The 24,185-nt window shown below is 37.4% G+C and carries 22 protein-coding genes; 15 read left to right on the plus strand and 7 right to left on the minus strand.

Annotated elements, in window-relative coordinates; translation table 11 throughout:
• The first annotated feature begins 215 nt into the window (after nt 1-215).
• Complete coding sequence (locus ACQ334_RS07910) at nt 216-674, plus strand: hypothetical protein (protein WP_430987646.1); 459 nt, start codon at nt 216-218, stop codon at nt 672-674.
• 86 nt (nt 675-760) lie between these two features.
• Here ACQ334_RS07910 and ACQ334_RS07915 read toward each other — a convergent pair whose 3' ends face one another.
• The 3 genes from ACQ334_RS07915 to ACQ334_RS07925 all read right to left on the minus strand — a co-directional run bounded on the left by ACQ334_RS07915 (nt 761) and on the right by ACQ334_RS07925 (nt 2,851).
• A complete protein-coding gene (locus tag ACQ334_RS07915) occupies nt 761-1,117 on the minus strand; it encodes a HesB/IscA family protein (RefSeq protein WP_430987647.1) in 357 nt (118 codons plus the stop codon).
• Between the two features lie 11 nt (nt 1,118-1,128).
• A complete protein-coding gene (gene iscU, locus ACQ334_RS07920; RefSeq protein ID WP_430987648.1) occupies nt 1,129-1,548 on the minus strand; it encodes a Fe-S cluster assembly scaffold IscU in 420 nt (139 codons plus the stop codon).
• Nucleotides 1,549-1,633: 85 nt separating this feature from the next.
• A complete protein-coding gene (locus ACQ334_RS07925; protein ID WP_430987649.1) occupies nt 1,634-2,851 on the minus strand; it encodes an IscS subfamily cysteine desulfurase in 1,218 nt (405 codons plus the stop codon).
• Between the two features lie 132 nt (nt 2,852-2,983).
• Between ACQ334_RS07925 and mce the strand changes: the two genes are divergently transcribed.
• The 12 genes from mce (at nt 2,984) to ACQ334_RS07985 (ending at nt 16,441) form a co-directional block, all read left to right on the plus strand.
• Nucleotides 2,984-3,385, plus strand: coding sequence for a methylmalonyl-CoA epimerase (mce, locus tag ACQ334_RS07930; protein WP_430987650.1), 402 nt, complete (start codon nt 2,984-2,986; stop codon nt 3,383-3,385).
• 12 nt (nt 3,386-3,397) lie between these two features.
• Nucleotides 3,398-6,436: a histidine kinase gene (locus tag ACQ334_RS07935; RefSeq protein ID WP_430987651.1), complete on the plus strand. Its 3,039-nt coding sequence runs from the start codon at nt 3,398-3,400 to the stop codon at nt 6,434-6,436.
• Nucleotides 6,437-6,438: 2 nt separating this feature from the next.
• Complete coding sequence (locus ACQ334_RS07940) at nt 6,439-7,182, plus strand: LytR/AlgR family response regulator transcription factor (RefSeq protein ID WP_430987652.1); 744 nt, start codon at nt 6,439-6,441, stop codon at nt 7,180-7,182.
• A gap of 73 nt (nt 7,183-7,255) precedes the next feature.
• The gene (locus ACQ334_RS07945; protein WP_430987653.1) at nt 7,256-7,534 is read left to right on the plus strand and encodes a hypothetical protein; all 279 of its coding nucleotides are present in this window, start codon (nt 7,256-7,258) and stop codon (nt 7,532-7,534) included.
• Nucleotides 7,535-7,567: 33 nt separating this feature from the next.
• The gene (locus ACQ334_RS07950) at nt 7,568-8,821 is read left to right on the plus strand and encodes an OmpA family protein (RefSeq protein ID WP_430987654.1); all 1,254 of its coding nucleotides are present in this window, start codon (nt 7,568-7,570) and stop codon (nt 8,819-8,821) included.
• A gap of 25 nt (nt 8,822-8,846) precedes the next feature.
• Nucleotides 8,847-9,218: a hypothetical protein gene (locus ACQ334_RS07955; protein WP_430987655.1), complete on the plus strand. Its 372-nt coding sequence runs from the start codon at nt 8,847-8,849 to the stop codon at nt 9,216-9,218.
• Between the two features lie 6 nt (nt 9,219-9,224).
• Nucleotides 9,225-9,686, plus strand: a complete 462-nt coding sequence (locus ACQ334_RS07960; RefSeq protein ID WP_430987656.1) for a hypothetical protein — start codon at nt 9,225-9,227, stop codon at nt 9,684-9,686.
• A gap of 31 nt (nt 9,687-9,717) precedes the next feature.
• The gene (locus tag ACQ334_RS07965; protein WP_430987657.1) at nt 9,718-10,308 is read left to right on the plus strand and encodes a hypothetical protein; all 591 of its coding nucleotides are present in this window, start codon (nt 9,718-9,720) and stop codon (nt 10,306-10,308) included.
• Nucleotides 10,309-10,409: 101 nt separating this feature from the next.
• Nucleotides 10,410-11,876: a hypothetical protein gene (locus ACQ334_RS07970; protein WP_430987658.1), complete on the plus strand. Its 1,467-nt coding sequence runs from the start codon at nt 10,410-10,412 to the stop codon at nt 11,874-11,876.
• A gap of 121 nt (nt 11,877-11,997) precedes the next feature.
• Nucleotides 11,998-14,382, plus strand: coding sequence for a tetratricopeptide repeat protein (locus ACQ334_RS07975; protein WP_430987659.1), 2,385 nt, complete (start codon nt 11,998-12,000; stop codon nt 14,380-14,382).
• 99 nt (nt 14,383-14,481) lie between these two features.
• On the plus strand, nt 14,482-15,786 hold the full coding sequence (locus tag ACQ334_RS07980) for a LamG domain-containing protein (RefSeq protein ID WP_430987660.1): 1,305 nt from the start codon (nt 14,482-14,484) through the stop codon (nt 15,784-15,786).
• A gap of 37 nt (nt 15,787-15,823) precedes the next feature.
• Complete coding sequence (locus tag ACQ334_RS07985) at nt 15,824-16,441, plus strand: type VI secretion system tube protein Hcp (protein WP_430987661.1); 618 nt, start codon at nt 15,824-15,826, stop codon at nt 16,439-16,441.
• Between the two features lie 109 nt (nt 16,442-16,550).
• Here ACQ334_RS07985 and ACQ334_RS07990 read toward each other — a convergent pair whose 3' ends face one another.
• The gene (locus tag ACQ334_RS07990; protein ID WP_430987662.1) at nt 16,551-17,189 is read right to left on the minus strand and encodes an MBL fold metallo-hydrolase; all 639 of its coding nucleotides are present in this window, start codon (nt 17,187-17,189) and stop codon (nt 16,551-16,553) included.
• Between the two features lie 169 nt (nt 17,190-17,358).
• On the opposite strand from ACQ334_RS07990, the gene ACQ334_RS07995 reads away from it, so the two are divergent.
• The gene (locus ACQ334_RS07995; RefSeq protein ID WP_430987663.1) at nt 17,359-20,937 is read left to right on the plus strand and encodes a hypothetical protein; all 3,579 of its coding nucleotides are present in this window, start codon (nt 17,359-17,361) and stop codon (nt 20,935-20,937) included.
• Nucleotides 20,938-21,064: 127 nt separating this feature from the next.
• A complete protein-coding gene (locus ACQ334_RS08000) occupies nt 21,065-21,652 on the plus strand; it encodes a transposase (RefSeq protein ID WP_430987664.1) in 588 nt (195 codons plus the stop codon).
• Between the two features lie 40 nt (nt 21,653-21,692).
• On the opposite strand, the gene ACQ334_RS08005 is transcribed toward ACQ334_RS08000, so the two are convergent.
• Genes ACQ334_RS08005 through bchE form a run of 3 tightly spaced genes read right to left on the minus strand, consistent with a single transcriptional unit; the run spans nt 21,693 to nt 24,157 of the window.
• Nucleotides 21,693-22,343, minus strand: a complete 651-nt coding sequence (locus ACQ334_RS08005) for a DUF1361 domain-containing protein (protein ID WP_430987665.1) — start codon at nt 22,341-22,343, stop codon at nt 21,693-21,695.
• 1 nt (nt 22,344) lies between these two features.
• A complete protein-coding gene (locus ACQ334_RS08010; RefSeq protein ID WP_430987666.1) occupies nt 22,345-22,719 on the minus strand; it encodes a diacylglycerol kinase family protein in 375 nt (124 codons plus the stop codon).
• Complete coding sequence (gene bchE / locus ACQ334_RS08015) at nt 22,703-24,157, minus strand: magnesium-protoporphyrin IX monomethyl ester anaerobic oxidative cyclase (RefSeq protein WP_430987667.1); 1,455 nt, start codon at nt 24,155-24,157, stop codon at nt 22,703-22,705. The genes ACQ334_RS08010 and bchE overlap by 17 nt, the downstream gene beginning before the upstream one ends.
• Nucleotides 24,158-24,185 lie beyond the last annotated feature (28 nt).

Here is a 24,185-nt window from a genome sequence, read left to right on the forward strand (position 1 = left end):
TGCTGTTAAACAACTGACAGTTTTTAAAATTCCAGATCTTAAAGCACTTTCAGGGGGTTAAGTTTTTTAAGTTTTATTACCTGCAAACAATCGCTTTAGGATTCGTTTCACCAAAATAGTTGTTTACCCAAAACCAACTGCTGAAAAGTCTCCCGAATATCGGGAGGCTTTTTTTATGGATTATTCCCTGCCAGGCATCTCACAAAAAAAATTTTATGAAAAAATTGATCATTGTGCTGGCAGTTGGTATAATTGCCGCCGATAGTATGGCACAAACCGGCCAAAAAGCAATTCCTCCGCCACCGCCGCCCCAGGCTAAAGGCATGCACAAACCACCGCCACCTCCCCCCGAAGAAGTAAAATTTACACCACCCAAAAATGTAAAAGATGCTCCACCGCCACCAAGACCACCCAAACCTCCGGTAAAGATTAATGAAAAAGGTTATGCCATTTTAGTGCAGCCTGCAAAAGATGAGCCTGTAATATTATTAACCAAAAAGGGAATAACGCAAAAAATTCGGATGAGTGTTTGGAATGCCAAGCCTGAATATTTTGAAAATAAATATGGCAAACTTCCGCCGCCGCCACCGCCCATGCCGGAAGGTGGTGTAAAATTTACGCCACCCAAAATTGTGAAAGATGCGCCACCACCACCAAGGCCACCGAAGCAATAAAAATATTACCGTTATGAAAGCAAAAGCCCCCGGAAAACCGGGGGCTTAATATTTTAGCCGTTACAGGAAGTCAAGCCGGAGCTTAACTATACTGCAAAACTTTCTCCACAACCGCAGCTGCGGCTGGCATTAGGATTATTAAAAAAGAAACCCTTGCCATTCAATCCATCACTGAATTCCAGCTCTGTATTTACCAGGTATAAAAAACTTTTTAGGTCGCACACTAATTTAACGCCTTTGTCTTCAAACACCTGGTCCATTGGTTTTACTTCGTTATCAAAATCCATTTTATAACTCAGTCCGCTGCAACCGCCGCCAACTACACCCACTCTTAAAAAATAAGAGGGATCGTCTGCAACACCGGCATCTGTCATCAGGCTGATGACTTTGGCTTTGGCTTTATCGCTGATAAAAATGGAATTTTCTGTTGCTACAGCACTCATCTTTTACAATTTTAGTGAATTACACTTTCTTCAAACTTAATAGCTTCCATACCATTTTTAACACGATAATCGTTGATAGCTGCTTTAATAGCATCTTCCGCCAACACCGAACAGTGAATTTTTACAGGGGGAAGATTTAATTCTTCCACAAAATCCATATTGTCTACTGTTAGCGCTTCATCAATGCTTTTGCCTTTCAGCCATTCTGTAGCCAATGAAGATGATGCAATAGCGCTGCCGCAACCAAAGGTTTTAAATTTTGCATCGGTAATCATACCGGTTGCATTATCTACTTCAATTTGCAAACGCATTACGTCACCACATTCCGGTGCTCCCACCAGGCCGGTGCCAACACTCTTGCTTGATTTATCCAACGTACCAACATTCTTAGGATTCTGGTAGTGATCGATAACTTTTTCTGAGTATGCCATGATTAGTATTTTAGATTTATGATTGTATATTTTTTATTTATTCAGATTGTAAATCTGCAATCGCAAATCTACAATCTGAAATTATTTAATGTGCTGCCCACTCGATTGTGCTCAAATCAATGCCTTCTTTATACATTTCCCAAAGCGGGCTCATATCTCTCAATTTCAATACGGTTTCGCTGATTGCTTTGATGGTGTATTCAATTTCTTCGTCGGTAGTAAAACGGCTTAAACCAAAACGTAAAGAACTATGTGCCAGATCATCTCCCAAACCTAATGCTTTTAACACATAGCTTGGTTCTAATGAGGCAGAGGTACAAGCACTTCCGCTGCTTAATGCGATGTTTTTATTGAAGCCCATCAGCAAACCTTCACCTTCCACATGCTTAAAAGAAATATTGGTTACATGTGGCAAACGATGTTCTCTGCTGCCATTTACGTAAGCTTCTTCCAGTTTCATTAATTCTGTTTCTAAATGGTCTCTCATTTTCACAATACGTTTACTGTCTTCTGCCATATCCAGCATGCATATTTCGCAGGCTTTACCAAATCCAACAATACCGGGCACATTTAAAGTACCACTTCTCATACCTCTTTCGTGGCCACCGCCATCCATTTGTGCAGTAACTTTTACCCTTGGATTTTTACGACGAACATACAATGCCCCAACACCTTTTGGCCCGTACATTTTATGTGCAGTGAACGCCATCAGGTCAATACCATCTTTATTTACATCAACAGGAATTTTACCTACTGCCTGTGTACCATCAGTAAATACCAGCACACCATGTTTGCGTGCAATAGTGCTGATCTCTTTTATCGGCATTACTGTTCCAATTTCGTTATTGGCATACATGATGGCAATAAGAATTGTAGTGGGCCTTATCGCTGCTTCCAGTTCTTTCAAGTCAATTAAGCCATCAGCTTTTACCTGCAAATAAGTCACTTCTCCACCTAATTTTTCAATATGCTTGCAGGTATCTAAAACCGCTTTATGTTCAGTTGTTGCTGTAATGATATGATTGCCTTTGCTGGCATACATTTCATACACGCCTTTAATACCCAGGTTATCGCCTTCGGTTGCACCACTGGTAAAAATGATCTCTTTAGGATCGGCACCAATTAATTTGGCTACCTGCTCACGTGCATAATCTACCGCCTCTTCTGCCTCCCAGCCAAAAGGATGGTTACGACTTGCCGCATTACCAAAATGCTGCAAAAAGTAAGGTGTCATTGCTTCCAGCACTCTTGGATCCATTGGTGTGGTAGCATTATTGTCGAGGTAGATGGGTAATTTCAACATAAAATCAATCTATTTAGTTTCTGTCTTAATAAAGCAAATTTACTGCAAAAGGTTCTATTTTAGCTATTCCATTCGCCTGCAGGCGTTCAATTTACCGATTTCGTAAACAGGTGTTGATAAATATGAATAATTATGCTTAAACCAGAACATATTGGTATTGCCGTAAAAGACCTCGCAATTTCCATTCCGCTGTTTGAAAAACTGCTGAATAGTCAGTGTTACAAGACAGAACTGGTAGCCACGGAAAAGGTAAATACTGCCTTTTTTAAAGCCGGAGACACCAAAATAGAATTGCTGGAAAGCACTGACCCCAACGGCGTGATTGCAAAATTTATAGAAAAAAAGGGCGAGGGTATGCACCATATTGCCTTTAACGTGACTGATATTGAAGCCGAAATGGAACGCCTTAAAAAAGAAGGCTTCGTGTTGCTGAACGAAACCCCGAAAGAAGGGGCGGACAATAAAATGGTTTGTTTTCTTCACCCCAAAGGCACCAATGGTGTGCTGGTGGAATTGTGTATGGAAAGGAAATAAACCCTCTTCAACTTGCTGAAAAAAATTTTTTATATCATTTTGCTCTTGTGCCCTGCTTTTTACAGCCGGGCGCAAAACACCACCAACCTTATCTTCTCACAAATAAATGAAGAGAACGGCCTTAGTGATAACCATGTGACCTGTGTGCTTAAAGACAAACAGGGATTGGTATGGATTGGTACTGAAGACGGACTGAATTTATTGAACGGCTCTTCTATAAAAGTTTTTAAACACCGGGATAAAGACAGTACGAGTATCAGTAATAATGCGATTAATGCAATTAAAGAAGATGAAGATGGTAATATCTGGATAGCTACTTCACTGGGATTGAATTGTTACAATAAAAAAACACAACGTTTTATTAATTACTACCTGGCGGCAAGCCCGTACAGCACATCCGCCATTATTTTTTCGATAGCCATTGACGGGCAATTTATCTGGTGCGGCACAGATGGCGGCCTGTTTAAATTTAAAAAAGATGATGGAAGCAGTATTTTTTTTCTCTGTGGTAAAGAAGAACCTGTTACCAATCAAAGATTTTGCAATAAGACAAATTATGTTTTACTTGATGAAAATAAAATTTGCTGGCTTTGCACAGCAGAAGGGTTATGGTCGTTCAACACAAAAAATAATAGTTTTAAAAAAGAAATTGCTGCTGGTAACGATCCTTATTACAATCCTTTATTTTTAACTGCACTTAATGAAGGTACTAATAAATTATGGGTAGGCAACTGGCAATACGGCTTAAAATTATTTGACAAAAAAACAGGTCGGGTGACCAGTTTTTTTAATAAGCCCGGTTCTCCTTCTGCTGTATACAGTATTGCCAAAGTGCCGCAGCCCGATGGCAGTGATTTGTTTTGGTTAAACGGCCACTTAAATGGATTCAATCCTGCAACAACAAATTTTTTTCAATACAAAAAACCATTGCTTTTACCTGAGTACCCGGTAGTAAAAAGCAATTATGTTTCGCCGGATAACTGGGTATGGACATGCACGGACCAGGGATTATACATTTACAATCCGCAACGTCAGTTATTTAATACGCTGGTGTATAATTCTTCTATCACTTCGCAGGAAGTAATGCTGAATCCTGTAAAAAATAATTTACTCCTGTGCGGACAGGGAGACAGCATACTCATGGAATACGACAGCAGCCTGAAGCTGGTACATAATTTCAGCGATATGCTGTTTAAGAATAATCCGGGTAAAAAAAGAGCCAGTGCTGCACTTGCCATGATAAAAGTATCTGACTCACGGTGGTGGTTAAGTACTTCGGAAGGCATTGTAAATTTTGATCTTGCAACAGGCTATACCAAATGGTTTGAACATAAGGCAACAGACAGCACTTCTTTACCCAGGAATTTTATCAACTATCTTTTTTTCGACAGCCAAAAAAAGTTATGGATCTTCCCCTGGCGTGGAGGGGTGTGGCAGATGGACACTACATCCGGAAAATGCAATAAAATATTTGAAGGTTTTCCGGTAACTACCGGCCTTACTAAAAAATTAGTAATTGCAGATGCCGCAGAAGATGATGAAGGTAATTTATGGCTTTGTGATCTGGACGAAGGCATTATTTTTTACGATCGCAAGGCCAACAGTTTTACAAGGCCTTTTACAAAACAAATTGGTGCAGGCGCACACACAGAACGGATTTATAAATATGGCGGTTATTTTTATTCACTTGCCAACAATATTATTGTTAAATGGAAAGATAAAAATAACTGTGTCATCAAAAATTTTCCTCCTGAAATTGAAAAATTCGTTTACGACTTTGCACCGGACCAGCAAGGCAACTGGTGGTTTGCAACAAAAAACGGCCTTATTTATTTTAATGAAGACAAAAATATTTTTAAACGCTTTTCTACTGCAGATGGTTTATACAGCAACGATTTAAATGCAATTGTATATTGCGCTCCAAATGGGAAAATAATTCTTGGTGGCCTGTTTTTTTTAACTGCTTTCAATCCTCAGAAAATAGTGGCGGCATCACAAATAGTACCACCTCTTTTATTTACCAACTTTACTGTTAACGGAAATAATGTGATTGCCGGTAGCAACACCATCAATCTGGATTATAATAATAACAATCTTCTTTTTGAATGGGCTTTGCCGGATTATACCAATCCTTTCCGCAATCAATATTATTGCCGGTTACAGGGTATTGATAGTGGCTGGAGATATGTAGGCAACAAAGGAGAAGTACAATATGCCAATCTCTCACCGGGCAATTACACTATTGTATTGCGTGCGGCTAATGCCAATGGCGATTTTGCCAATGAAAATATCAGTATTCATTTTATTATTCATCCGCCATTCTGGAAAACAGGCTGGTTTCTTCTATCCTGTTTACTGGTTGCAGGTATTTTTATTTACCGCACTTTTAAGATCCGGATAAAGAGCATTCAGAAAAAAGCAGCACTACAGCAACAAATGAGCGAACTGGAAATGAAAGCACTGAGAGCCCAGATGAACCCGCATTTTATTTTTAATTCGCTTAATTCCATACAGGAATGTATTATATCAAAAAATACAGATGCCGCATACGGTTACTTGTCACAGTTCTCTAAATTGGTAAGGCGCATACTTGAAAATTCAGGTAAGGAAACCGTGCCTTTAAAAGAAGAGCAGGAACTGATGCAATGGTATTTAAGTTTAGAGCAACTTCGTTTTACTGATGAATTTACATTCAGTATACAAAATAATTGCAGCAATAACCAGATAGAAATTCCATCAATGATAGTTCAGCCATTTATTGAAAATGCGTTGTGGCACGGGTTGGCTAATAAACAGGGCAAAAAAAATATTACGCTGATTTTTACTGATGATACTGATGGCATCAGTATAGAAATAACAGACAATGGCATTGGCCGCAAAGCAGCTACCTTATTACCTAAACGGCCCGATAAGCAAAGTATGGGATTAGACATTACCAAGGAAAGACTACAGCGTTATTCGCATGATTCTTCAATTGAAATCATTGATCTGTTTGATTCAGACAACAATGCCGCAGGTACAAAAGTTATCATACATTTACCGCACAATTAAAAATGTTGAGGGCAATTATTATAGACGATGAGCCAAGGGGCCGCAGCATTCTGCAGCAATTACTGGCATTACATGCACCGCAATTAAATATTGTTGGTATTGCGTCCAATGCTGATGAAGGCTTACAAATAATAGATACCCACAAACCCGATATTGTTTTTTTAGATGTGGAAATGCCGGGCAAAAGTGGCTTTGAATTATTGCGTGAATTAAATACTATTGATTTTAAAGTCGTCTTCGTTTCTGCACATAATCACTATTCTTTAAAAGCGATAAAATTTCATGCATTTGATTATTTATTAAAGCCCATCGACCTGGATGAATTAAAACAAACCATCGAAAAATTATTACGCTCATCACAGGCGCATACACATAACCAGTTTACCGAATTACTTACAGCTTCCAGGACCGGAAATACAGACCTGGGAAAAATTGCTATTTCTTCGTTAAGTTCTATCGACCTTATTAACGTAGACGATATTTTGTATTGCGAAGCCAGTGCTAACAATACCCTGGTTTATCTTACCAACAATAAAAAAATTGTGGCAACAAAAAATTTAAAAGAATATGAAGATCTTTTACTGAGCCATCGTTTCTTCCGCATTCATCATGCTTATTTAGTAAACCTTAAACACGTAGCCAGGTACATCAAAGGCGAAGGTGGCAGCGTAATACTCAGCAACCAGAAAGAGCTGGAAGTAAGCCGCAGAAAAAAACAGGAATTCCTTAATGCCCTGCAAAACTAAATAGCCGCAATTTTTCCTCCACTTATTTTTTAAACCAACCAGTTATTCATTAGCGCTCGTTTGCGGCTATACCATGCCTTTACTTTATGCTATGACCAAGGCCGACATAGAGTTTATAAGAAAAGTACAGCAGGTGGTATTAAAACAAAAATTACCATTGAATACCGAAGTACATTATGAATTACTGAATAACCAAAAGCAAATGGTGATGAGTAAAACAGTAATGAATTTTTCAGACACCTCTTTTACAGAAAAACTGGAAGTAAGCCATTTACCGCATGGCGACTACACACTTATTGTAAGCACCGGCAAGCCTCCTACCATTTTAGATACCATCACAATTAATCTATAACGATACACCCTTTTAATCTTATAAAAAAAAACAATGAAAAAGTTATTTACGGTTTTGCTTGCTTTATTCACCATCAGCTTTACTACGCAAAGCCAGGTTATTAAAAAAATAAGTAGCAAAGTAAAAAACAAAGCATCGCAACGTGCCGATCAGAAAGTAGATAACGCTATTGACAAAGGTCTTGATAAAACAGAAGCTGCAACAAAAACTACCGCAAAAAAAGTTGGTACTGATCCCGGCAGTGCTACCACTGCAAACAGCAGCAGTGCAGCAAAAATCGACACCACATTTACACCGGTTGCTTTTACAGCATACAATAATTATGATTTTGTACCCGGAGAAAAAATATTGTTTGAAGACAATTTTATGAACGACCAGGTGGGAGAATTTCCTGCACACTGGCATTTAGGTGCAGGACAGGCCACTATAAATAATGTTGCGGGAAAGAATGCACTTTTATTAACAGCCGGCAACTTTGCACACGTATCTCCTTTAATGAAATCGAAAACATATTTACCTGATGCCTTCACTATTGAATATGACAGTTACAGCACCGGCGGTTATGGCCCTCATATTTATTTATACGATAATAGTACAGATGCAGAAGGCGGCAATCGTGACAGAGCGCAAATCAATATGAATTCTGGTAATATATGGAACAGCGCAGGATATAAAGAAACCGATAAAGATGAAATTACCGGAGAATTTCCAAAAGACATCCTGGGGGAAAATTATTGGAATAAGTGGCACCATATAGCCATTGCTTATAAAGCAAAGCAGTTAAAAATATATATCGACCAGTACAGGGTTTTAGTAATTCCCAATATCGGCATAACGCCACGTGCTTTTGATATTGAAGGTATTGGTGATGAAAAAGAACCTGTTATAATGACCAACTTCCGCATTGCTGATGGCGCAGGCATGAACATGCTGGGCAAAAAATTTACTGATACAAAAATTGTAACGCACGGTATCAACTTTGATGTGAACAAAGCCAATATTAAACCAGAAAGTATGGGCACATTAAACAGTATTGTACAAATAATGAAAGACAATCCGGATATTAAATTTGAAGTGGGCGGGCATACTGACAGTGATGGAGATGATGTACTGAATTTAAAACTATCGCAGGCCAGGGCAGATGCAGTACGTTCTCAACTAATAAGCATGGGTATTGATGCTGCAAGGTTAACTGCAAAAGGCTTTGGCAAAACAAAACCCATCAGTGATAATACCACACCCGAAGGGAAGGCCAATAACAGGCGTGTTGAGTTTGTGAAAAAATAAAATACATCTTTAATAAACTTAAAAAATGAAAGCAATAAACATTTTATTTCTATCAGTATTTATAACAGGTGTTTCCAGTGCAAAGGCCCAAACTATTTCCGGCATTGCGCTATCGGTTGATACATCTACACTTAGTGGAAGTTGTCCGCACAAAATAAAATTTAATGCTGTAATAACTTCTGCAGGGCAATTAAAAACAGTAAACCTGGTATGGGATAAAAACGATGGCTCTACCGTGGCACAAAATAATGTAACTCTTTCGGGTAAAGGAAATGATACAGTTAGCTACGAATGGTTAGTTAACAGCAATTTTAATGGCCTTTTAACCCTTCATGTTAATACTGCCAGCATTCATAAAAGTTCAACTGCTATTCATTTTAAATCAAAGTGCAAATAAAAAATTATGAAAAAACAAACATTCGCCATCGCCGTTGCTTTTCTTTTTTCAATACAAACAAAGGCGCAAAATACCATACCGCCAAACAACATACCACAAGCTAACATACCACCAAAAACTGTGGTGGTGCAGCAGCCGAATGCATCTGTACATCTTTTAAATATAAGCGGCATTACCCTGTCAATAGATTCATCAGTACATGTTACTTCGGGTGCTGGTGCAACCAAACATTATTTTAAAGCTACCATAAATTATACCGGCCCCGGCACTATACAATATCAGTGGGTATTGATAAACATGGGTGCCCCCACTCAACCACCCGTTGTACAAGGCACACTGCAGTTAAGTGGTACAGGTACAGATTTCCTTTTTACTGAACGGGATCATGTGAATAACAATGCACAAAAAAAATTAACATTTAAAATTATTTCACCTGTGCAAACAGAGTCGAACACAATAACTTTTTGATTCTGTTATTTGCTTAACCGAAAACAAAAAAATGAAAAAATATTTTCTCATCACCGCCACATTATTTTTCACAGCAATAAGCTTTGCACAAAAAATTCCACTTGGTTCATTTTTAAAATGGCATACCAACAATGCACCAGATTGTAAAAACGTAGTACTTACAAAAGATAGTATTGTGCTGCCTGTAAAGAATAAATGCCGTACCGAAGGGCAGTTAGAAAATTGGCGGCCTGGCGTTGATATCAGTGAAGGTTTAAAATTTAAAGTAACTGCTGCTGCTAAAGTGCAGCTTACGATAACCTATAAATTTTTGCCAATAGGCAACGACATTTTCAGATTTGGTGGACAGTTTACCAGCAATACAAATAACTCCGACAACCAGGTAAATGGAACATTACGAACTGAAGAAGATGCAGAACACCTCTTACCGTCATCAGGTGGTTACACAACTAAAACATTGTTGGTAACATTTAGCGATGAAATTGATAATCCAATTTTTAAAGCAGCAAAAACTGTAAATGGCGAACTGGTTTTTGATTTTAGCGTAACTAATACCAGCGGGCAAACGCACCAGGGAAGTAAAGCGGTTATTAAAAGTGTTGTTTTAGAAATTGTAAAATAATTCTTCAACACATCAGAATCCCCACCCCCCTCTCCAAAAGAAAGGGGTTGGGATGAGGTTAAACAAATTTAAAAAGATACCATCGCTGCAAATAAACATTTATGAACCGATACAAAAATTTTATTACTGTATTTTTTTTATTGCTATCTAAAAATATTACAGCCCAGCAAAGCAGCTTTAACGCCAGCTTTACTCCAAAAGACGGAAAGGTAAAACCAGTTACTTTATCTTTTACAAAACAAGCTTTTACTTACGAAAACCCACACGGCTACTGGTTTGTAAACCCTGCCAATAATTACAAACATTTTAATACCCAGCCTGATGCTGGTTATTCTAGCAGAAAAGAAGAAACAAAAGGCATAGCATTTATTACATTTAATCAAACAGAAAATGATATTGATTTTTACGATTTGAATGATAGCATTTCTGTATCGTTGCAGCAAAATAAAAATGTAATTGCTGCACCAAGGTACGACCCGAAAATTGGCGATAACAATAAGCCGATGCACATTCACATCACTTCAATTTCTCCATCAGAAATTGTGTTTACGCTAACAGGCACAGCCACATTAAGCAGCACAGAAGGTTATGCAGGTGTAATAAGCACAGGCACCATAAATGCAACAGGGCATTTTTATAGAGAAGCAAAATATGCAAAAAGTGATGTGTTGCCAGGCTGCAATTGCAACCCAACTATTTATGCCAAAGTTTTAGATGATGCTTCAGATGTTCGTACAGCATCCGATTGCGAAGTAGCCCTTAACCACAAATTATTTGATGCAGTACAAAAAAGTATGGCGAACGTTTTTATCAATGTTGATAATAAAGAGGAGATAAATGTGGTGATGAAACCAGGTTGTATTGATATTAATGTGGCTGTAAAAGATCGTCCCTATTGCTCTGCAGATTTTTTTAATAATGGCTTAACGGGTATAAATGCACACAAAAAAGTATTTAGTAATGAAGATAGGTTTGGTTTGCGGTTCATAGATAAATCGCCAATTGTACAAATGAAAAATACAAATAGTAACAATGATGCTGAAGCCAATAGAAAAATACAAACTGCCAAAATTGATTCATTAAGACAACTCTTTACTGAAAAAAAAATAACGATGGAGCAGTATAGCAAAGGGATGAAAGAAGCTATTACAAATATAGCTGGTGCAAATAGTTCTATGGATATACAAAAATTAGAAGCCGAACATAATTTGTACATCTCTATAATTTTTAATCCTACAAATGCTACGCAAACAAATATACCTGTGGGTGAGGGCAACAATGCTATAGTTACCCATAATGTAAAAGGTGCTTTGTTTGAAACTTATTGCCCCATGTTTAAATACAGCGATGGTAATTGGGCAAAAAGTAAACAAGCAATATATTTTGGCCATTTTTCTGTACCAAAAAAAATAAATAATGACATGGCAACCAATTGTACTTATCCAGTCAACGCAAATAAATTAGGTATTTATAACATTATCATAAAAATGGAAGGCGGCAAAGCATTAATGGATAAAGCTATTGCTAATATTGATTTTACCGCGTTACAAAGTTTAATTTCAAAATAATACTATGACTGCAACTAAAATTTATTTGCTAATACTGTTATCAATTATTGTTAACCCAGTTTTTTGCCAAAAGCCTGCTAAGGTTAATATTAATGAGCAATTAAAAAATGCAAAATATATAATGGACTCTTTAAAAAAAGCTCATCCCGAAATTGATGCAGCTATGAAGGGTAATGTTAATGGGCTTCCTAAAGAAGTACAACAGCGATTAGACTCAATAAAAATAGCAAATGGTGATAATAAAAATACCAAATTTAGTTTACCTACTTTACCACAACAGCCAGATCTGGCTAAATTAAATAAAACAGTTGGGCAAAGCATGGGTAGTTTAAACAAAGTACTTAGCACTAATGCTGCTGCAAACAAAAAAGGGCTACCTCAAAAATCTAATACTCCTTTTTCTGCCACTAAAACAACTGTTGCCCAAATACTTACCTGGGCAAGCAGCATGTTTGATAAAGCAAAAGTAAAAGCAGGCCCGGTACTATTACCAGTTTTAGAAAACGCTTACAACGATACTGCAACAAACCCTGCAAGTGCAGGGATGATGATGATTGCAACTGGTTTACCAAAATGCACAGGGCAATATCTGGTTTGTAAATATTTAGCGGCACATCCTCAAAGTGCATCTACCCTTAATGATTTTGGCGTTTTTTTACGCCTAGATAAAGATTATGCAAAAGCCATTCCTGTTTTCCTATTTGCAAAAAATTTAAATGATACATCCCTTGAAATAAGCTGCAACTTAGCATGGACTTATGCTTATGCCGGCGATTTTAGCAATGCAAAAAAATATTTCAATACTATTTTAAAAGTAAATCCTAAATATGGTTCTGCATTAGAAGGAATTTCTTTAATTGCTTACCAAGAAGGTGATAAACAAACATTTTGGAAAAGCTTAACGCAACAATTATTTTATAACAGCAAAAGTAATGGGTTAGGCCTTGGTGGAACAAGTAATGCAATGGGTTCTTTTGCAGATGCAGTGCTTACAGAAGAAGAAGTAAATAAATTAACTGGTGGCCAAGGTAATGCAGCCGATAATGTTTTTAATAATATGCCTTCACCAAACCCGGATGCACAAAGCAACGATATAAATATTGAAGGCGATGAAGAGATTGATTACCCTTCTTATGTAGCAGATTTCCCAAATGATATGGAACACATTTCAAGCACCGAATGCTCAGGCTTTCAAAGTAAATACATGCAAGCAAAACAAAAAGATGTTGCCTACGTTACTTCTTTGTTATCCACCCTTCCAAAGCCACAGCAATTTATAAACAGCGATGGCGATTTAGAAACTATTTATGATTACGCCAACGATTCACACTACAAACTTTTTTACAAAATACACCAACAGTTCGAAAAAAGAAGTACAGCAATTATGGCAGCATCAAGTTCAAAAATTGAAAGAGCTATTGAAGCAACTTCAGCAAGTTGGATAGGTGAATACAATGCTTTTTTAAAAGCACTATCTGGTTGTAAAAATGAAGAGTGCCAGCGAAGTGTACTTTGCGATTACATTCCCAGATTATGTGGCATTTTAAGAAATTTTGGTATGAGCATAGGCGATATTACTACAAAAGGTTTTAGCCGTATGGATGATGAAAGTGGTTGGTATATAAATGCAAGTTCTCCCATGCTGCAATTTATTGCAGAGCCAAATTGGAACAAATATTTGAATGCGGTAAGAGAAGTGGACATGCGATCACTAAAACTAAACCTTATGGCATTATACCAGCATGCACTTGCAATAGCGGCCAATTTTGTACAGCAGGCCAAAATTATGGCTGCTGATTTAAAAGTATCCTGTGTTTTTGAATTGCGAATTTTACAACAAAAAATACAATCAAAATATAAAGATTTAAAAACACTTGCACCACCATGTAATGGTAGTTATTCAAATAGTGGCAATAGTTCAAAAAATTTACTAAATCCAAGAGCAACAAAAGTTGATGTTTGGAAAGTGCATTATGAAAGCGATTGCAGCCATTCTAAATTGGTTATTGATGAAGGCACATTGGGTACAACCATACCTATTGGACCAATAAAAGGAGGTGCTGAAATAACAAAATCAATGTTTTGGGAAACATGCCGTTCAAGATTTACAGAAGATGATTATACAAGGAACGGTTTTATAATACATGCAAAAGCAAGCATGGGTATCAGCAAATCTTTAACCGAAGGAATAGGCGATGTAAATATTACTGCAGCAGGCGGTATAAAAGCAGAAGCAGAAGCTACCATGGATTTTTTTGACCAGTTTGATCAAAAAGGAAATCTTACCCAGAAAGGTGTGGCATTTGATGTAACTGCAAAAACTTCTGGCAATGCAGGGGTTGCAGGCGATATTATGGGTATTGATGATTCAAAAACAGATATTATGAAAAGTGGCTTTCAAAAAGGCATACATGCAAGCGGCGAATTATGGGTGGTGGCAGGTGCCGATGGTCAATTAGGAAATTATCAATACGGAAAAATTAATGTAGAAACGATAAATAAATAATTTTTCACTCGCAGGAAGCAATTTTTTTTGTAACGGAAATCGTTCAAAAGTAAACAGTATTAAGGGGCTGTTTTAGTTGTGTGAACAAAAAATACAAACATGAAAAAATATTTCTTACTCATTATTTTATTTTACGTCAATCAAATTTTGGCACAAAATAACAATGCCGCATTTACAAAAACACAAAACGGTTTGCTTAATGGTGCATCCATTTTTACTGTGGAGTTTTGGGTTAAAACGAGTAATACCAAAAGCAATGATACCTACTGGCAACGTCCTTATCTCTTTGGCAACGAAACCAATGGCAACAACTCCGGTGATCTTGGTATCACCATCAACAATGGTTACATCGGTATGTATCAAGGCATTTCTAATTTAAATACCGATCAGCAATTTTTATCTACCAGCATTCGTGTGAATGATAATTTCTGGCACCATATTGCGGCAGTAAATAACGGGCAGACTCTTAATTTATATGTTGATGGAAATATTGTGGGTTCCTTAGTTTCGGGAAGGCAATTGATAACCAACAGTGCACCGCTCACATTTGGTGGCGCTTCTTTGGATCATAATTTTTCAGGCAATTTTAATAACACTAATTTCTTTTCGCAATCCGCATTTGGTGATGCAAGAATTTCAAACGTGGCAAGATATACGGCTAATTTTCAGCCGCCCGGTGCCTATACGTCAGATGGCAATACTGTTTCATTGTATCACTTGAGCAATCAAACCAACATTGGCAATAACAATACTGCCAATGTAGCCATTAACATAGATCCTAATCGTCCTGTAACTATTGAACCCGGCCAGGCCATCAGCAAAGATTATGCACAACAAGCTACATTATTCATTAACGACTCCATTGTTTTATACGGCAAATTATTATTGGGCAAAAAAGACTGGAGCCTTAATAACGAGATCGGCATTCATTTTTTTGAAAACGGTTCTAAAAAAGCAAAGTTTTATAAAGCAGGTGAAATCAAAGGTTTTCAAATGGGCGATAGTTATTACGAACCAAAATTCTTAGGTGCCGGAGGCGCCATCAATACACCATTAAAAAAGACCATTGTAAAACGGTTGACACCGGCAGATAGCAAAATGGCCATGTATGAATACTTAAACCACACCAGTACAAAAAATGGCCAGAACTATATTGAATACAAAGATGTGCTGGTATATTTTGTACAACTGCCCAATACCACCAATGATAAAATATACCAGTTCAGCGATAATAAGTTTGTACCCGATTTCGAAAAAAAAGTGAGCAATATCGTTGCTGATAAACCTGTACTTGCCGAAAAAATAAAAAGTAAGGATAAAGATTATTGGTATGCTTTTGTAACGGGGCAGGCGCACCAGAATAAAGTTTGGTGGAATATAATTACTGAATATAATAAGCCTTAATTTTTTTAATAAACTTTTAATTATAAAAAAACATATCATGAAAAAATTATTATCCTCAGTGCTTTTGTTCACCATTTTTTGCCTCAATGCAAATGCACAATTTAGTACCTATATACGATTAACAGAATTTAGCGGGCAAGTACTTACTACAAGTGGTATGCCTGAAAATTCAGCAGAATTAAAAGGCAATAATTTTGATCCGTCAAGCAATCAATTTATTAAAGTGTCCTCTTTTAAAAACGATATAGAACAAACTTTAAGTATTGTATCCACTACAAACGGAGCAGGTGCAGGTAAAATTACTTTTAACGATATGCATATTATTAAAACAATGGATGCCCTTACACCAACTTTAATGCAAAATTCCTGCTCGGGCACCCCATTTAAAACAGTGGAAGTATTTTTTGTAACCCCACAAAATATCATCTTTGCAAAATACATTTATAAACTTGCAGGCATAAGAACTATGGCGTGGACGAACACCTGCCCTAATGGTTGTACAACCCTTTCAGAAGAAATTGGATTTGAATATGGCAGCGAAATAATATCTATAAACAGAGCAGGGCTGGGAGAAGGTAAATCAGGCACGCTGCAAGCCGGGTGGAACAGGGTAAAAAATGTTGCAGACAATGACCCGAATGCTGCGGTAAGATAAAAAACCACAGCACATAAAAACGTCGCCAACAAGTTGGCGACGTTTTTTTATACCAATTTGTTAACCATATAAAATTATTTTATTGCTACCGCTGCTGCCATTTTATTTTTTATTGCACATAAGGATTAAACTGTTTTTCCTCGCCAATAGTAGTGGCAGGCCCGTGTCCGCTGAGCACCACCGTTTCATCGGGTAGTACAAACAATTTTTCTTTAATGCTTTTTATCAGTTGTTCATGATTGCCGCCAGGCAGGTCGGTACGGCCAACGCTATGGTTAAACAACACATCCCCCCCTATCAAAAAATTTTGTGTAGCGCAATAAAAACAAATATGCCCCGGGGAATGGCCGGGTGCTTCAATCACCTTCAGTTCATCTTCGCCAATAGTAATGGTATCCCCTTCTTTTAAATAAATGAATTCGCCTGCATAGTTGTCAAAAGGAAGATTATACATCAGGCCGCTGGTAGGGGCAAATTCCAGCACCGCCTTTTCTTTTTCATGGATCTGAGCAACTAAACCGTAGGTTTCAGCGATATATTTATTACCAAAAATGTGGTCTAAATGGCAATGGGTATTGAGCAGCATTTTGGGTTGCAAAAAGTTCTTTGTTATAAACCCCACCAATTGCTCTTTTTCCTCATCAAAGTAACAACCAGGGTCAATAATGGCGCAATTATTAAACTCATCATACAATAAATACGTATTTTCCTGTATGGGACTGAAAACAAAGGAGGCTATTTTTAACATTCAGGTATAATTTTGATTGGCATAATTTATTACAAAACAACTAATTTTAAGGTATAAATCATACTTTACACAAAGTAAGACCACTTTACCCAAACCACCTGAAATAACGGGAAGAGGTTAAAAAGAAAATTTAGAAAAATAATTACTGATACAGTTCAATAAAGATGATATGAAAATACCGACGAATGCTATGGCCAACAGCACTTCTAAAAAAGTTGAAGAAAGGTATAACGTATCCCGATATATCGGGACGACACTAACGATGCCAGATAAAAATACTACAGCTGGTTACAAAAAAAACATATTTGCCAAAGGCAAATTGTTTGTTACTCTTTTTGTATTTGCTTGTTGCCTGTTGCCTATCGCCTCTAAAGCGCAGGTAAATGCAGTAGAATTTGGCAAAAACAGGGTACAGTTTAAAAAATTCAAATGGCAGTATTATCAAACCAAAAATTTTAATGTTTACTATAATCAGGGCGGACAGGAACTGGCAAAATTTGTTGCGCAAAGCGCCGAAAAAGAATTGCCCCAGATTGAAACTGCAGCAGAGTACAGTTTACAGCGCCGTGCCAATATTGTATTGTACAACAGTTATGCCGATATGGTACAAAGTAATATAGGGTTAGGTACCGATTGGCAGAACACCACAGGCACCACCAAACTGGTGAACAATAAAATGGTGGTTTATTTTGATGCCGACCATTACAAACTACGCCACCAGATAAGAACAGGTATAGCACAGGTATTAACTGATAATGTTTTATTTGGCGAAGACCTTGGTGAAGTTGCCGGCAACCAGGCATTGCTGGACCTGCCCAAATGGCTTACCGATGGCTATGTTGCCTACCTGGCCGAAAACTGGAGCACCGATCTTGATGATGATTTAAAAAGTGAGATACTCAGCGGCGATTACAAAAATTTTAACCGCTTTGTTTTTGCCAGGCCTGAAATTGCCGGTCATGGTTTTTGGTATTACATTGAAGAAAAGTATAAAAAAGAAAACGTTACCTATTTATTATACCTGGCCCGTATCTACAAAAATTTAAACAAAGCCTGCATGCAGGTTTGTAAAAAGAAATTTAAAGATGTGCTGGCTGATTTTATGGAATATGAAAACGATAAATATTATAATGACATTGCCCGGAGAAAAGCTTATCCAAAAGGAAGTTATGTAGAAGGCTTTGACGTGAATAAACGCCTGGATTATTTCCGCTTTAATGTAAACCCCAATAAACGCAACAATTCATATGTGGTAATGCAATACAAAAAAGGTATTGTAAGGGTTATTTACAATGATGAGGATGTAAACAAAACCTTATTAAAGTACGGCGTTCGCAGTTATAAAAATGAAATCAATCCTAACTATCCTTTAATGGCATGGGATCCTAAGGGAACAAGAATAACTGTATTGTACACTACCGAAGGAAAGATCAATATGTTTGTGTACGATATTGTTACTAAAATAAAACAATACAAATTAGACCTTACCAAAGAGTTTGACCTGGTACAGGACATCAGCTATATCAATAACAGCAATACATTATTACTTACTGCAGTTAAAGATGGCCATACTGATATTTTTACATTAGACCTGCAAAAAGAAAAAGTAAAACAAATTACCAACGATGTGTACGACGATCGTGATGCCTCCTTTGCAGCCTTCCCCAATAAAACTGGTATTTTATTTGCCAGTAACAGGCCTACTGCAACTGCAAAAGGCGGCGATACTTCTTTACCCAGCGATAATCATTACAATGTATTTTTAATCACCAACTTTGGCGATAAGCCCGAGCTGAACCAGATCACACAGTTATCCCATTTAAAATATGGCGATGCCCGTTCGCCGATGCAGTACAATCAAAATCACTTTACGTTTGTAAGTGATGAGAATGGCGTTGGCAACCGCTATGCAGGTTTCTTTACTACCAAGGCAGAAGGATTGGATACACTGGTTTTGATCTCCGGCGAAATTTTACGCAACCCAACGCCAAAACAAGTAGACAGTACTTTAAAACTATATAAGAAAACAGATGTGGATTCTGTTGCAGTGGTTGCAGTGTCTGCAGATTCTGCCTATACATTTCCTATAAGTAATTACGAAAGCAAATTGTACGAAACAAGAATTGCCGGCGATAATAACCAGGTAAGTGAAGTAACCAGGCAGAGTGATGAAAAAGTATTGTATAAATTAAAAATAAATGAAGATGCATTGCGCCGCCGCAATATTACCGTACCACCAACGGAATACATGAAGAAGAAAATGGCGGAATATAAAATTGCCAATGCAGAAAAAGGTTTAAGAACTTCAGGTACACCACCTGCTGATACCGCTAAGAAACAAGATGATTTTTTTCAAAGTGAATTTGCGAAAGAAAAACCGGATAGCGCTGCCATTGCCGCTAAAGCAGCTGATGCGATAGAGGAATCTGAAAATGCAGCCATCTTAAAAGCGATAAAATTATATCCTTATAAGCCACCAAAATTTTATGTTGAAAGCGGATCGGCCGGCTTTAATAATTCAGTATTGGTGAACCGCTACCAGGCTTTTGGTGGTGCTAAGCAATCCGGACCAATTAGACTTAGTTCTTCTACACCGCTCAACGGACTTACAAGAATTGGTACTTCTGAATTAATGGAAGATGTGAAGATAACCGGTGCTTATAAAATTTCCACTAATTTAAAAGACAACGAATGGTTTGCCAATTATCAAAATTTAAAAAGGAGAATTGACTGGGGTGTTTCTTATTACAGGAATGTGGAAACTGTAACGTTTACGGATACCAGTGGTACGGTTGGCTATCCGGGCAGGTCGTTTACCAATTTATACCAGGCCAATGTTACTTATCCTTTTGACATTCATAAAAGCATCCGTTTCAGTTCAGGCATCAGGTCTGACAAAGATGTGATCAGTGGTGTAGATCCTTTTTCATTGACTTACCCGAATAACAAGAAGCTGTATTCTGTTTCGCATCTTGAATACGTTTATGATAACACCCTTAACCCAACCATGAATATCTGGAATGGCTTACGGTACAAAGCTTATTTCGACTGGAATTACCAGGTAAATAAACTGGTGAGTTCCGATGGGCCACAAACCTTTAATTTAGGTTTTGATGCCCGTTACTACTACCCCATTTTCCAGAATTTTATCTGGGCAGGAAGAGCAGCGGGTGATTTTAGCTGGGGTAATCAAAAGATGATCTATTATTTAGGGGGAGTAGATGGCTGGTTGATGTTTGGACAAAATCAAAAAATTGATAACACCACCGGTGCATTGATCAAAGAAAGATATTATAACAGCAGCACGCCGGTTGCTAACGACCAGGATTATGCTTTCCAAAGCCTTGCAGTAAACATGAGGGGCTATATACAAAACGTGGCGAATGGTAATAATGCAGTGGTGATCAATAGCGAATTCAGGTTACCAGTGTTCAGTACTTTATTAAAGCGCCCGATCAACAATGCGTTTCTGCGTAATTTTCAATTGATACAATTTACAGATTTTGGTACCGCATGGAACGGTGGTTATAATTCTATTAAAAGGCCAAGCACTTACTTCACCAATCTCGATAATAATGTAACAGTAATAATTAAAGCCGGTGGTGTAGGTCCTTTTGCAGGAGGTTACGGCTTTGGTGCCAGAAGTACATTGCTGGGTTATTTTTTAAAGTTTGATGCCGGCTGGCCAATGAGTGGTTTCTTTAAAGGCAAACCCATAATGTATTTTGCTATGGGATTAGATTTTTAATGGGGTCAGTACGGCTCCAGGCCGTCAGACCCCTTGACTTAGGTGTCGTGACGGTTTTAAACCGTCTGACACCTAAGCTGCATAAACCTACCTGTAAAAACCTTTAACTGTAAATGCTACACCAGCTATGCAATTTGAGGTTTCCAATCTGTACCACATTTATAACCGTGGCAATAACAAACAACCTATTTTCTTCAATAGAGATAATTATTTATACTTCTTAACAAAAGTAAAAAAACACATTCAACCTAATTGCGACATCCTTGCATGGTGTTTGATGCCCAATCATTTTCACTTTTTACTTCATGCCAATATTGCTACCGTAAAAATTGTAAAAGAAAATCCAATTGAGATTAATGCCTTAACAGAAGGGATAAGGCTTTTGCTTAGCAGTTATACACAAGGAATCAATAAACAAAATAATACCACAGGAAATTTGTTTCAGCAAAAAACAAAATCCAAATGTATTACAGACGGAGATAAAAATTACGGCTACACAACTTTTCAATATACACATCAAAATCCTTTTAAAGCAAACCTGGTAAGGAGGCTGGAAGATTGGGAGTTCAGCTCTTTTGCAGATTATGCCGGATTAAGGAATGGCAGGTTATGTAACAAAGCGCTTGCATTTTCTCTTTTTGCAATCAATGAAAAAACATTTTTATCAGATAGTTATAAAGAGTTGCCCGATGATCTGTTGAAGAAGATCTTTTAAAAGGGTCTGACGGTTTTTAACCGTCTTGACCCTTTTAGCATCAGGTGTCTGACGGCTTAGAGCCGTCCTGACACCTGATAACAAGATAAAGCAGATAAAAAAGCGTCGTCAACATTAAAGTAATACCCCAGGTTTGCAAATAATGAAAAGGAAAAATAAAACGTTGTGCAATGCTATACAATAAACTTACCGGGTCGCTGATGATATTCCAACTGTTCCAGCGTAAAAACCTGCCCAGGTAAACACCAAACGAACTTATAAATAAAATGGCGATCATCATTACATGTACTTTGCTATTACTGAATTTGTAAGAGAGGTATTTTTCTACTCTCAATAAAGAAACAAAGGCCATTATTAAACCGGTTATGGATGAAGTAAATAACAATACTACGTCATACCATTTGGGAATAGTTGTTTCCATATCGATATGCAACAGATCGGTAACAATGTACAGTGCGTTCGGAAAAAAGATAAGCCACACCGCAAACACTAATACTTGTTTCCATTTACCTGCAGTCCTCATTTTTTTAAAGGAAGCACTGATAGCAAAAGGTATCCATGCTAAAAATAAATTCCATATTAAAAATACAAACCCGTGGCCATCGGAATAGATAAAGCGTACGGCTATCATTACACCAATAAAAGCAAAAAATGCCAATAATATTTTAGAGAAGGAAATATCTGTTTTCATTTTAAAATGATTTGATGTAGATAATTATTTTAGGAAGAAAAATAACAAGTCCTGTGATTGATGCACCGCCGGAAGCAACCAGGACGGCACCTGCAGCTATGTCTTTTATTTTTTTTATGCCGGGATGAAAATCTTTATGCACTACATCACATATTTTTTCTATTGCAGTGTTGATCATTTCCATCACTAAAACAAAAACAATGCAAAAAATTAATGCCAACCATTCGGTACCGGATATAGAAAATCCAATACCAAATGATATGGCAATTACGGCCAACAGCAGGTGGATCTTAAAATTGGTCTCGGAGATAAAACAAGTTTTTAATCCGTTCCATGCAAAAGCAAATGATTTTATTATTTTATGTCCAGAACTCATGCATCTTAATTTTATTTTTTACCAGTTTGGTCACAAAGAAAAACTGGTACAATTCGTAAAACCAAACCCTCCGGCCGATCCTTGTGTACCATCGCATAGCGCTACGCAATCTTGCTTCTTTATGAAACAGCAAACGTATAACGGCACTAGGCCTGGTTTGCATAATAATTTCTATCAGCTTTACATAAATGATAACAGTAGAAGGTTTTAAATACCGTGTTGAAATTACCTGGTGTTTATAATCCCATTTGCGCTGATCGGTTAAAATTATTTCCTTGTCTTTTACATCTTCAAAATAAGGCGTCCATTTATGAGGCGTTACATAAAGCAGTTGCACCTGGTCGGGATCGTAAGCCAGTAATTGTTTAAGGCTGTTATAAAAATCTCTCGTCTTCTCTTCTCCAAACCCCACCACATAAGTAGCCATTGATAAAATGCCATGCTTCCTTAACAACTGTATCGCTTCTTTATCTTTTGAAATGGTACCGGCTTTTTTTATTTTCTCCAGTACTACTTCATCATAATTTTCAATGCCCAATAAAAATCTTTCAAAGCCGGCTTTTTTATACAGGTGTAAAAAATCAGCATCACGTACAATATTATCAGCACGAATGGATCCTACTAAAATGAGTTTCAGATTTTTTGCAATTAATGCTTCTAAAAACTCTCGCCAGGCTTTGGGATTAGAAGATGGATTTTCATCTGCAAAATTGATCACTTCAATACCATACCTGTAATGCAGCATTTCAATTTCATCGGCCAATAATTGTGGGTCTCTGTGGCGCCATTTTTTCCAGAATAAACTTTGGCCGCAATAAGTACAGGGGTAAGGGCAACCTCTTGAAAATTGTATCACCACTGCTTTTCGTTTTCCCCAGTAAGTATAATTGTACTTGTCCATCAGTTCCCAGCCAATACGAAACTGATCGAGGTTTCTAATATTTTCTGCAGCGACAGTTTTTAATGGTATGCCGTTTACACGTAATGCTAATCCTTTAATCGTTTCAAGTGAATGTTTATTTGCAATGGCATTTACCAGGTTTAATGTAATTTCTTCTCCTTCGCCACAAACTATATAATCTATCTGTGGATTTTTTTCCAGTATCTCATTCCAGTGGTAAGTAGGAAATACGCCACCAATGATAATTGTTACAGCAGGATTTCTTTCTTTGATCAGTTTGGTAATATCATTTATTATAGGTTGTGCAGAAGTAGAACCGGAATGCCCCAGCATTACGATACCAGGATCGTAATGCGCTACTTCTTCAACAATGGTAGAGAATTTTAAGGGCCCGAATTCTGCATCCAGTAATTGCACTTCATAACCGGCATCAATCAATGGCCCGCCTACAGATAACAATCCTAATGGAGGCAGGTGTTCCCGTGGCATCCTGCTTCCGATTGATAAATGCGGCGGATTGATGATTAAAATTTTCATAAACAATTTGTTTGAATCTTTTTTTAAA

Origin of the sequence: Ferruginibacter sp. SUN106 (genome assembly GCF_050611765.1) — a bacterium.
Classification (GTDB): Bacteria; Bacteroidota; Bacteroidia; order Chitinophagales; family Chitinophagaceae; genus Ferruginibacter.

Coding starts and splice junctions, on each gene's coding strand:
- ACQ334_RS07910 (WP_430987646.1), top strand. CDS start 216: ATGAAAAAATTGATCATTGTGCTGGCAGTTGGTATAATTGCCGCCGAT.
- ACQ334_RS07915 (WP_430987647.1), bottom strand. CDS start 1,117: ATGAGTGCTGTAGCAACAGAAAATTCCATTTTTATCAGCGATAAAGCC.
- iscU (WP_430987648.1), bottom strand. CDS start 1,548: ATGGCATACTCAGAAAAAGTTATCGATCACTACCAGAATCCTAAGAAT.
- ACQ334_RS07925 (WP_430987649.1), bottom strand. CDS start 2,851: ATGTTGAAATTACCCATCTACCTCGACAATAATGCTACCACACCAATG.
- mce (WP_430987650.1), top strand. CDS start 2,984: ATGCTTAAACCAGAACATATTGGTATTGCCGTAAAAGACCTCGCAATT.
- ACQ334_RS07940 (WP_430987652.1), top strand. CDS start 6,439: ATGTTGAGGGCAATTATTATAGACGATGAGCCAAGGGGCCGCAGCATT.
- ACQ334_RS07945 (WP_430987653.1), top strand. CDS start 7,256: ATGCCTTTACTTTATGCTATGACCAAGGCCGACATAGAGTTTATAAGA.
- ACQ334_RS07950 (WP_430987654.1), top strand. CDS start 7,568: ATGAAAAAGTTATTTACGGTTTTGCTTGCTTTATTCACCATCAGCTTT.
- ACQ334_RS07955 (WP_430987655.1), top strand. CDS start 8,847: ATGAAAGCAATAAACATTTTATTTCTATCAGTATTTATAACAGGTGTT.
- ACQ334_RS07960 (WP_430987656.1), top strand. CDS start 9,225: ATGAAAAAACAAACATTCGCCATCGCCGTTGCTTTTCTTTTTTCAATA.
- ACQ334_RS07965 (WP_430987657.1), top strand. CDS start 9,718: ATGAAAAAATATTTTCTCATCACCGCCACATTATTTTTCACAGCAATA.
- ACQ334_RS07970 (WP_430987658.1), top strand. CDS start 10,410: ATGAACCGATACAAAAATTTTATTACTGTATTTTTTTTATTGCTATCT.
- ACQ334_RS07975 (WP_430987659.1), top strand. CDS start 11,998: ATGGACTCTTTAAAAAAAGCTCATCCCGAAATTGATGCAGCTATGAAG.
- ACQ334_RS07980 (WP_430987660.1), top strand. CDS start 14,482: ATGAAAAAATATTTCTTACTCATTATTTTATTTTACGTCAATCAAATT.
- ACQ334_RS07985 (WP_430987661.1), top strand. CDS start 15,824: ATGAAAAAATTATTATCCTCAGTGCTTTTGTTCACCATTTTTTGCCTC.
- ACQ334_RS07990 (WP_430987662.1), bottom strand. CDS start 17,189: ATGTTAAAAATAGCCTCCTTTGTTTTCAGTCCCATACAGGAAAATACG.
- ACQ334_RS07995 (WP_430987663.1), top strand. CDS start 17,359: ATGAAAATACCGACGAATGCTATGGCCAACAGCACTTCTAAAAAAGTT.
- ACQ334_RS08000 (WP_430987664.1), top strand. CDS start 21,065: ATGCAATTTGAGGTTTCCAATCTGTACCACATTTATAACCGTGGCAAT.
- ACQ334_RS08005 (WP_430987665.1), bottom strand. CDS start 22,343: ATGAAAACAGATATTTCCTTCTCTAAAATATTATTGGCATTTTTTGCT.
- ACQ334_RS08010 (WP_430987666.1), bottom strand. CDS start 22,719: ATGAGTTCTGGACATAAAATAATAAAATCATTTGCTTTTGCATGGAAC.
- bchE (WP_430987667.1), bottom strand. CDS start 24,157: ATGAAAATTTTAATCATCAATCCGCCGCATTTATCAATCGGAAGCAGG.